The 9,563-nt window shown below is 74.4% G+C and carries 11 protein-coding genes; 8 read left to right on the top strand and 3 right to left on the bottom strand.

Annotated features, from left to right (window positions below):
• From ABD308_RS21510 to ABD308_RS21480, 7 genes are all read left to right on the top strand, one after another.
• Positions 1-685: amidohydrolase family protein (locus tag ABD308_RS21510; protein WP_344337644.1), on the top strand; the 685-nt coding region annotated here is incomplete at its 5' end.
• Between the two features lie 226 nt (positions 686-911).
• Positions 912-1,181, top strand: a complete 270-nt coding sequence (locus tag ABD308_RS21505; RefSeq protein ID WP_344337641.1) for a hypothetical protein — start codon at positions 912-914, stop codon at positions 1,179-1,181.
• A 171-nt stretch (positions 1,182-1,352) separates the two neighbouring features.
• Complete coding sequence (locus ABD308_RS21500; RefSeq protein ID WP_344337638.1) at positions 1,353-2,132, top strand: IclR family transcriptional regulator; 780 nt, start codon at positions 1,353-1,355, stop codon at positions 2,130-2,132.
• A 203-nt stretch (positions 2,133-2,335) separates the two neighbouring features.
• Positions 2,336-3,250: a metal-dependent hydrolase gene (locus tag ABD308_RS21495; RefSeq protein ID WP_344337635.1), complete on the top strand. Its 915-nt coding sequence runs from the start codon at positions 2,336-2,338 to the stop codon at positions 3,248-3,250.
• 167 nt (positions 3,251-3,417) lie between these two features.
• Entirely contained in the window at positions 3,418-4,506 is a 1,089-nt protein-coding gene (locus ABD308_RS21490; RefSeq protein WP_344337633.1) for a PDR/VanB family oxidoreductase, read from the top strand.
• Positions 4,507-4,521: 15 nt separating this feature from the next.
• A complete protein-coding gene (locus ABD308_RS21485; protein WP_344337630.1) occupies positions 4,522-5,403 on the top strand; it encodes a M24 family metallopeptidase in 882 nt (293 codons plus the stop codon).
• Complete coding sequence (locus ABD308_RS21480) at positions 5,400-7,124, top strand: SDR family oxidoreductase (protein WP_344337628.1); 1,725 nt, start codon at positions 5,400-5,402, stop codon at positions 7,122-7,124. The genes ABD308_RS21485 and ABD308_RS21480 overlap by 4 nt, the downstream gene beginning before the upstream one ends.
• A gap of 66 nt (positions 7,125-7,190) precedes the next feature.
• Here the strand turns inward: ABD308_RS21480 and ABD308_RS21475 are convergent, their stop codons facing one another.
• Both ABD308_RS21475 and ABD308_RS21470 read right to left on the bottom strand, forming a co-directional pair.
• Positions 7,191-7,628 carry a PIN domain-containing protein gene (locus tag ABD308_RS21475; protein ID WP_344337626.1) on the bottom strand — a complete coding sequence of 146 codons (438 nt, stop codon included), beginning with the start codon at positions 7,626-7,628 and terminating at the stop codon, positions 7,191-7,193.
• Positions 7,625-7,903 (bottom strand): ribbon-helix-helix domain-containing protein, encoded by a 279-nt coding sequence (locus tag ABD308_RS21470; RefSeq protein ID WP_344337624.1) that lies wholly within the window; start codon positions 7,901-7,903, stop codon positions 7,625-7,627. Before ABD308_RS21470 ends, ABD308_RS21475 begins: the two co-directional genes overlap by 4 nt.
• Before the next feature lie 127 nt (positions 7,904-8,030).
• On the opposite strand from ABD308_RS21470, the gene ABD308_RS21465 reads away from it, so the two are divergent.
• The gene (locus tag ABD308_RS21465; RefSeq protein WP_344337623.1) at positions 8,031-8,948 is read left to right on the top strand and encodes an SDR family oxidoreductase; all 918 of its coding nucleotides are present in this window, start codon (positions 8,031-8,033) and stop codon (positions 8,946-8,948) included.
• On the opposite strand, the gene ABD308_RS21460 is transcribed toward ABD308_RS21465, so the two are convergent.
• Positions 8,939-9,563, bottom strand: a 625-nt coding sequence (locus tag ABD308_RS21460) for a WYL domain-containing protein (RefSeq protein ID WP_344337622.1), incomplete at its 5' end; no start/stop codon positions are given. The two genes, ABD308_RS21465 and ABD308_RS21460, sit on opposite strands and share 10 nt — an antisense overlap.

The raw sequence follows: 9,563 nt of genomic DNA, 5'->3' as shown, positions 1-9,563 counted from the left end.
CCGCCGCACCGGCGCCCGGGTGCACGTCCTGCACGTCTCATCGGCGGCGGTGCCACCGCTGCTGCGCCGGGCCCGCGCGCAGGGCGTCGAGGTCACCGCCGAGACCTGCCCGCACTACCTGACGCTGGCCGCCGAGCACATCCCGGACGGCGGCACCGCGTTCAAGTGCTGCCCGCCGATCCGCGACGAGGCCAACCGCGAAGCGCTCTGGCAGGCCCTGGCGGCAGGGGAGTTCGCCGCCGTGGTCTCCGACCATTCGCCGTCCCTCCCCGACCTCAAACTGCTGCCCGAGCGCGGCGGCAGCGGGGACTTCGCGGCGGCCTGGGGAGGCATCGCCTCGCTGCAACTCGGCCTTCCGGCGGTCTGGACGGAGGCCCGTCGGCGCGGCCACGGCCTCGCCGAGGTGGTCGGCTGGATGTCCACGGGGCCGGCCCGGCTGGCCGGTCTCGACGGTCGAAAGGGCGCCATCGCACTCGGCCGTGACGCCGACCTGGTCGCCTTCGACCCGGGCGCCGAATTCACGGTCCGAGCTGACGAGTTGCGCCATCGCCACCCGGTCACCCCGTACGCGGGCCGCACGCTCACCGGTGTGGTGCGCACCACCTGGCTGCGCGGCCGGGTCGTCGACGTCGCCGGCGATCCCTTCGGCGTCCAGCTCGTCCGCCGGGGTGCCGCCCAGGTGTAGCCCTGTGACCGCTCCGCGGCCGCTCGGATCCGGTGGTGTCGGCGACGATCGTCCGGACCTGCCCGTCGGGGAACTCCACGTGGGCGCGGGCGGCGATCGGCCGCCTGTGCGAGTGGCCCGACGCGGACTCCCGCCCAGCCTCGCGCAGCCGTTCGGCGAACCGCGCCGCCGCGCCGTCGCCCTCCAGCGGAAGCCGCCCGCGTGCCATCGGACCGTCCCCCGGATCGTGGCGCTGCCAACGCTGTCCGGTTGTCCGGAGGTCGCCTGGTCCGACGAACTGTTCGCGGCGTTCCCGTACAACACCGGGCTGCGCGTCTTCTGCCGGCTGAGTGGTCCGTCCGTCACGGGGCCGTGGGGCGGCAGCGCGATCTGGGACCGCGTGGGCTTCTACGAGTGGCCGGGCGCCGGCGGGTACGGCTCCACCGTCCGGACCCTCGCGGTCCCGGACGCCTGGGTCTACACCGGTAGCAACAACCCGGTGGTCCCGCACTGCTGATCTTCCGTGACCGCAAGGGGGTAGGAAGGGGCGCGGCGGGGCATATGCCAGTCAAGTGCTTTACCACGTCCGTCGCAATATCCGGCGAAGCGGGCGATGGCGGCGTCCGACGGTCGATAGGCTGGACCCTACCCGTCGGTCACGCCGAGGGGGACATCGGAAGGGGACGACATGTCGACACCAGCCCCGGGCCGCCACGCCGTGCCGGAGCAGGGCGTGCCCGGTTCGTTCGCCTCCCTGCAGCACGCCCTCAGACTGCTGGAGGCGGTCGACCGGCACCCCGGTGGTGCCACCCTGGTCACCCTGGCGAGGGAGACGTCTCTGGGGCTGCCCACGGTTCGCCGGCTCGCCGAGATCCTGGAGGTCGAGGGCTATCTGCTCTGCCAGGACGGCGGCTGGACGCTCGGCGGGACCTTCGCGCTGCTCGGCCAGCACAACCGGGAGCAGCTGGTCCGTGCCCGGCTGGACAGCAAACTCGCCGAACTGCGCGATGAGTTGGGTGCGGCGGTGTACTTCGGCCGCTACCACGAGGGGGAGTTGTCGGTCGAGGCGGTCTCGGCGTCCGAGGGCGCGCCTGCGGTGCAGGAGTGGGTGGACTTCCGGGCCACCGCGCACGCCAGCGCGATCGGCAAGTGCCTGCTCAGCCAACTCGACCACGACGCACGCCGCGACCACTTCTCGCGCCACCCGGTGGCCCGGCTCACCTCGCGGACGGTCATCGACGCCGATCAGTTGATGCACCGCCTGGAGCGCCAGCCGGCCACCGTGCCGATGCTGGACATCCAGGAGTACGCCCTCGGCACGGTCTGCGCGGCCGTTCCGGTGACGGCCGGGAGCACGGTCGGCTGCCTGGCCACCTCGATGCCGGTCGACAACGTGCACCGGCTGAAGGCGGCGGCCGAGCTGCTCGCCGCCCGCGCGGCTCCGCTGATGCTCGCGATGGCGGTCTGAACGGCGACCCGCGCCGGACCGCGCGCACCCGGGGACCCCGCTTCGGCGGGGTCCTCGCGTTTCCGGGACACCGTCCGGTGGGTGGCCGCGGCACTTATTAGACGCGATGTCGATAAGGAGTGCCGAAACCCTTGTGGCACGGGCTACCCGCGAGTACGTTGTGTCGGGTCGAGCCGCCACCCGCAGGTCAGGAGGGCCCTCCCATGCCCAGCTCCACCTCCGTCCCCGCCCTCGCCGCTCCCGCCGCCCGGGTGCACGAGGGCCTCGTCCTGGAGCCCCGCGACGTCCGCTTCGACTGGGCCGGCCTGCCGCTGCACTGGATCCCCGACGAGCCGATGGCCACCCACGTCATCAACGTCCTGCACCTGCTCCTGCCCGAGGGCGAGCGCTGGTTCGTCAAGGTCTTCAAAGAGGCCCTGCCGCTGATCCGTGACGAGCGACTGCGCGAGGAGGTGCTGGGCTTCATCGGCCAGGAGGCCATCCACGCCGAGGCGCACCAGGAGGTGCTGGACCACCTGCTCGGGCAGGGCCTCGACCCGCGCCCCTACGTGCGCCAGATCGCCTGGCTGTTCCAGCGCGTCCTCGGGGACAAGCCCGGCCTGTCCGCCGCCCGCCGGCGCGAGAACATCATCGAACGGGTCGCCTTCGTCGCGGCGATCGAGCACTTCACCGCCTTCCTCGGCGACTGGGCGCTCAACTCCCCGGGCCTGGACCGGGTCAAGGCCGACCCGACCATGCTCGACCTGCTGCGCTGGCACGGTGCCGAGGAGGTCGAACACCGCAGCGTCGCCTTCGACCTGATGGTGCACCTCGACCCCGGCTACGCGCGCCGGATCCGCGGCATGCTGGTCTCCGGGCCGCTGCTGGTCCACCTCTGGGTACGCGGCGCCCGCTTCCTGCTCGCCGCCGATCCCACCCTCGACGGGCGGCTCAAGCCCACCTGGCGCGAGGCGGGCCGGATCGCCCGGCGCGGCCTGCTGCCCGACCCGGTCAGGTCGTTCCGATCCGGCCTGCGCTACCTGCGGCCCGGCTACCACCCCACCCAGGAGGGCTCCTCCAGTCAGGCCCTCGGCTACCTCGCGAGCTCACCGGCCGCCCGCGCCGCCGCCGCCCGGTGACCGCCGCGCCGGAGCCGACGGCCGACGGCGAACAGCTGACGGATGACAACTGACAGCTGACGTTATCTGTCATCCGTTAGCTGTCAGCTGAAATCTGTCATCGGTCATCTGTCAGTTGTCAATTGTCAGCCGCCCTCCAGGCCCCGAGCCCCCAAGGACCCCGCCGGATGGACCCGCGCACCCCGCCCCCCGATCTCTACGGCCGCCCCCGCGCCGACACCTTCCTCCGCTTCCTCACCGCGTTCGGCGACCGCTACAGCCCCGCCCTCGGCGGCCCGCTGCTGCGCCGCAACCCCCGGCGCCCCCTCAGCCGGCCCGCCCCGGCGCTCCGCCTGGTCGTCGCCGCCCGCCGGACCGTCGCCGCCGACGCCGTCGAACTGACCCTCGCCGACCCCTCCGGCGGCCTGCTCCCGCCCTGGCAGCCCGGCGCCCACCTGCGCCTCACGCTCCCCTCCGGCCGCGAACGCCACTACTCCCTCTGCGGCGACCCCGCCGACCGCGCCGCCTACCGGATCGCCGTACGCCGCCTGCCCGACGGGGGCGGCGGCTCCGCCGAGGTCCACGACACGGTCCACCCCGGCACCCGGCTCACCGTCCGCCGCCCGCGCAACGGCTTCGCCTTCTGCGCCGAACCGGCCGTCCTCCTGCTGGCCGGCGGCATCGGCGTCACCCCGCTGCTCCCGATGGCCCGCGAGGCCCAACGGCACGGCCTGGACTGGCGGCTGGTGCACACCGGCCGCAGCGCCGACACCCTCCCGTTCGCCGCCGAGCTGCGCGCCCTCGACCCGGGCCGGGTCCACCTGCGCGCCGACGACGAGCACGGCGGCCCGCCCACCGGCGCCGAACTGCTCGCCCACGCCCCGCGCGGCGCCGCCGTCTACTGCTGCGGCCCGGCCCCGATGCTCGCCGCCGTGCAACGGGCCCTGGACGCCTCGCCCGCCGCCGCCCTGCACTTCGAACGGTTCGGCGCCGCCCCGGTCACCGACGGCGCCCCGTTCACCGTCCGCCTCGGCGCCGAGGGCCCTGACCTGGCCGTCCCCGCCGACCGCTCCGCCCTGGACGTGCTCCGCGAGGCCCGCCCGGACCTCGCCCACTCCTGCAAGCAGGGCTTCTGCGGCACCTGCGAGGTCCGCCTGCTGGCCGGCACCGCCGACCACCGCGACCGCCGCCTCACCCCCGAGCAGCGCGCCGCCGGCGCCCTGTTGCCCTGCGTCTCCCGCGCCGCCGAGGGCGAGACCCTCGTGCTGGACCTCTAGAAGGAGAGCCCCGCCGTGCCGCGCACCCCCGCCTTCCCGTTCACCGAGCGCGACCTCGCCCGCTTCCGGGAGACCCAGCGGCTCGCCTACGACTGCGCCGAGCAGGTCGCCGCCTGGATCGAACCCGGCGTCACCGAGCGCCAGACCACCGCCGAGCTGCGCCGCCGCCTGGTCGCCGCCGGCGTGCGGGACTTCTTCCACGTCCCCTTCGCCTGGTTCGGCGACCGGACGGCGTTCCGCCACTTCCACACCCCGTTGCAGTTCTTCGCCGGTAACCGCCGCCTCCAGGAGGGCATGCCGTACGTCCTGGACTGCGCGCCCGTGGTCGACGGCTACACCGCGGACATCGGCTACGGCGGCAAGGTCGGCGAGAACCGCGTCTGGGACCGCCTGGCCGCCGACCTCCGGGTCTACCGCGAGCTGATCCTCGCCGAGGTCCGCGCCCGCAAGCCGCTCGCCGAGGTGTACGCGGCCGTCGACGCGCAGATCGAGGCGCACGGCTACGACAACCGCCACCGGGTCTACCCGGGCCGGGTGATCGGCCATCAGGTGACCCGGACGACGGCCCGCGGCCCGGCCGGGGTGACCGTCCTCGGCTTCGGCGTGCGCACCCTCCAGACGCTGGGGCGCGAACTCATCGGCGAGCGCCTGCACGGCCGCTCCCCGCTCTGGGCGGACGGCCGCTCCTCCCGGCACGCGCCCACCCCCGGCCTGTGGGCTGTGGAGCCGCACATCGGGTTCCGCGAGACCGGCATCAAGTTCGAGGAGCTGCTGGTCGTGACGGAGGACGACGCCTACTGGCTCGACGACGACCTCCCGCACGTCCGCCGCTGGAATACTGCCCCCACCACGACGGCCGACACCACCGCGACCGCCCCCGAGGGAGCAGCCCGATGAGCACCACCCGCCGCCGCACGGTCCACTCCGGAGGCCTGCCGCTCGCCGTCCACGAACAGGGCGACCCGGCCGCGCCCACCGTGCTGCTCGTCCACGGCTACCCCGACACCCACGCCGTCTGGGACGACGTCGCCGCCGACCTCGCCCGCGACCACCACGTGGTCCGCTACGACGTGCGCGGCGCCGGCGACTCCGGCGTCCCCGCCGACCGCGACGGCTACCGCCTCGAACAGCTCGCCGCCGACCTGTTCGCCGTCGCCGACGCGGTCAGCCCCGACCGCCCGGTGCACGTCGTCGCCCACGACTGGGGCTCCCTGCAGTCCTGGGAGGCCGTCACCGCCCCGGGCGCCGAACGCCGGCTGGCCTCCTACACCACGATGTCCGGGCCCTGCCTCGACCACCTGGGCTTCTGGCTGCGCGAGCGCCTGCGCCGCCCCACCCCGCGCCACCTGCGGCAACTGCTCACCCAGGGTGTCCACTCCTGGTACATCACCGCCTTCCACCTGCCCTACCTCGCCCCCGGCGTCTGGCGGCTCGGCCTCGCCCGCGCCTGGCCCCGGGTGCTGCGCGACCTGGAGGGCGTCACCCCGCGGCCCGGCCACCCGCAGCCCAGCCTGCGGCGCGACGCGGTGCGCGGCATAGAGCTCTACCGGGCCAACATGCGCCCGGTGCTGCGGAACCCGCGCGAGCGCCCCACCGGGGTGCCGGTCCAGCTGATCACCCTCACCGAGGACCACTACGTCGGCGGCCACCTCTCCGAGGGCCTGGAGCGCTGGGTGCCCAGGCTGACCCGTCGTACCCTGCGGGCCACCCACTGGTCCGCGCTGCTGGAGAAGGGATCCACCGTGGCCGGAATGGTCCGCGAACACGTCGCCCGCACCGAGGCCGGTCGGAGCGGCCCCGCCCTGGACCGTGACGGCCGGCTGGTCGTCATCACCGGCGGTGGCAGCGGCATCGGCCGGGCCACCGCGCTGGCCTTCGCCGAGGAGGGCGCCCGGGTGGTGGTCTGCGACCTCGACCTCGACGCGGCCCGCCGCACCGCCGACCTCGCCGGCCTGCTCGGCCCGACCGCCCACGCCTACCGGGTCGACGTCGCCGACGGCGCCGCCGTCGACGCCTTCGCCCAGCGGGTCGCCGCCGAGCACGGGGTGCCGGACGTGGTCGTCAACAACGCCGGCGTCGGCCACTCCGGCACCTTCCTGGAGACCACCGAGAAGGAGTGGCAGCGGGTCCTGGACGTCAACCTCTGGGGCGTCATCCACGGCTGCCGGGCCTTCGGCGCCCTGATGGCCGACCGCGACGAGGGCGGCCACATCGTCAACCTCGCCTCCGCCGCCGCCTACCTGCCGTCCAAGGCGCTCACCGCCTACGCCACCAGCAAGGCCGCGGTCTTCATGCTCTCCGACTGCCTGCGCGCCGAACTCGCCGGCCACGGCATCGGCGTCTCCACCATCTGCCCGGGCATCGTCAACACCAACATCACCCGCACCTCCACCTTCTCCGCCACCACCGCCGACGAGCAGGCCGCCAAGCAGGCCCGCGCCGCCCGCCTCTACGCCCGCCGCGGCTTCCCGCCCGAGAAGGTCGCCGCCGCCATCCTCACCGCCGTCCGCACCAACAAGCCCGTCGTCCCCGTCACCCCCGAGGCCAAGGTCGCCCGCCTCCTCAGCCGCCTCGCCCCAGGCCTGCTCCGCCTCGCCGCCCGCCTCAACGTCACCTGACGCCGGCCGGGTCGCGCGGTGACACCGCGCTAGACACCGTGCGGGACACCGTGCGACCCGGAATGCTCACAGGTCGAAGGGCAGGACACGGAAGGACTTGTGCGGGGTGAGAGGCCGAACCGCCCGGAAGTCCCGTTGATCGAGGGTCAGGATCGCGTCGGTCCGGAACTCCGCGGCCAGCGCGACATGGACGGCGTCCGCCAGGTCGAGGCGAAGACCGAGGTGGCGGGCTCGAACGGCCTGCGCGGCCTCCAGGGTCTCCGCGGTGATCTCGGGCATCACCGCCCGCCCGGACCGGACCCGTCGCAGCAGGTCGTTCACCGCGTCGAAGGCCGCGTCGAACCCGAGGATCCGCCGGGCGAGGTGGTCGAGTTCGCTCAGCAGCACGGGGGAGATCACCAGGAGGCCGGCGCCGTCCAGAACCTCGCGTGCGGCGGGGCCGGTCGGGTGCCCTTCGTCGAGGGCCGCGAGCAGGCCCGAGGTGTCCGCCACCACGACGATCACGCGGCGCCCCGCTCCCGCTCGGGCGGGACGGCGGCGTGCTTCGTCCGCTCGTAGGCCGCTGCCTTGTCGGCCCATACGTCGTCCTCAGTGGCCTCGCCGATCGGCTCGTAGGTCCGGCTGAAGAACGGTTCGTCCCAGGTGCGCCGGGACATGGCGGCGAGATGGATCCCCTCGCGGATGATCTCCGCCTCCGCTATCCCTTCGCGGGCCGCGGCTTCCTTGATCACCGCGAGATCCTCGGCTTCGACGTAGACGGTCGTGCGCTTGAGAGCCATATGCGTATGGTACCGCTGCCATATGTTCCTCGGGTCGGCTTTTAATCCCGACAGGAGGTGTCGGGATTACGGGGGAGCATCGGGGGTGACGGGTGGAGACACCACCGATGGCGAGGAAGGGCGAGGGATGACGGAGCAGCCGCTGAAGGGGAAGGTCGCGTTGGTGGCGGGGGCCACCCGGGGCGCCGGGCGGGGGATCGCGGTGGCGCTGGGGGCCGCCGGGGCGACGGTGTACGGGACCGGGCGCAGCGCCGAGGGCCACCGGGGCGAGTACGGGCGGGCGGAGACCCTGGAGGAGACGGCCGCGCTGGTGACGGCGGCCGGCGGGCACGGCATCGCGGTGCGCGCCGACCACCTGGTGTCCGCCGAGGTGGCGGCGGTGGCCGCGCGGATCGAGGCGGAACAGGGCGGGCTGGACATCCTGGTGAACGACATCTGGGGCGGCGAGCAACTGTTCGGCTGGGACGTCCCGGTCTGGGAGCACGACCTCGACAAGGGGCTGCGGCTGCTGCGGCTGGCCGTCGAGACGCACGCGATCACCGGTCACCACCTGCTGCCGCTGCTGCTGCGCCGCCCCGGCGGGCTGGTGGTGGAGATGACGGACGGCACCGCCGAGTACAACGCCACCCGCTACCGGAACTCCTTCTTCTACGACGTGGCCAAGGCCGCCGTCCTGCGGATGGCCTTCGCGCTGGGGCACGAGCTGGGCCCGCGCGGGGCGACGGCGGTGGCGCTGACCCCGGGGTGGATGCGTTCGGAGATGATGCTGGAGCACTTCGGGGTGACCGAGGAGACCTGGCGCGAGGCGACGGCGGCCGAGCCGCAGTTCGGCATCTCGGAGTCCCCGCTGTACGTGGGGCGCGCGGTGGCGGCGCTGGCCGCCGACCCGGAGGTGGCGCGGTTCAACGGCACCTCGCTCTCCAGCGGCGGCCTGGCCGGCGAGTACGGCTTCACCGACCTGGACGGCAGCCGCCCGGACGCCTTCCGCTACCTGGTGGACGTCGAGGGCGCGGACGGTCCGGTGGACCCGGCCGGCTACCGCTGAGGCGGGCCGTAGAGGGCGGCGGCGCGGGCCGCCGCCTCGGCCAGCCGCCGCCGTAGCGAGGGCGGGTCGAGCACCTCGGCCTCCGGCCCGAGCCGCAGCAGTTCCTCGTAGCCGACGTCCAGGGACTCGACGGGGAGCCGGACGGTCACCCGGCCGTGTCCGTCCGGCTCGCCGGCGGTGGCCAGCGCCTCCTGGACGGCGACCGGCTCCAGCAGGTGCGGCAGCCGGGCGAGGCCGTGCGGGCTGAGCCGGACGGTCACCCGCTCGCGCAGCAGCGAGCGGGCGAACCCGGCGGCCTTGGCGTCCCAGAACGCGGCGAGGTCGAAGGTCTCGTCGCGTTCGAACGGCCGGTCGGTCAGTGGCTCGGCGGCGGTCAGCCGGTCGACCCGGTAGACCCGGCACGCCGCGGATCCGTCCTCCCGGTCGGGCCGGGCGGCCAGGTACCAGACGCCCGCCTTCAGCACCAGGCCGTACGGTCGCAGCACCCGTTCGACCGGGTCCGCGTCGGGGCGCCGCCGGTAGCGCACCCGCAGCAGCCGCCCGCCCCACACCGCCCGCCCGACCTCGGCCAGCAGCGGCGGCACGGGCGCGTCGCGGAACCACCCGGGCGCGTCC

This window comes from Kitasatospora putterlickiae (assembly GCF_039527695.1).
GTDB classification, from domain to species: Bacteria; Actinomycetota; Actinomycetes; order Streptomycetales; family Streptomycetaceae; genus Kitasatospora; species Kitasatospora putterlickiae.
Note: the sequence above shows the minus strand (reverse complement) of the source record. Positions and strands in the feature narration are given on the sequence as shown.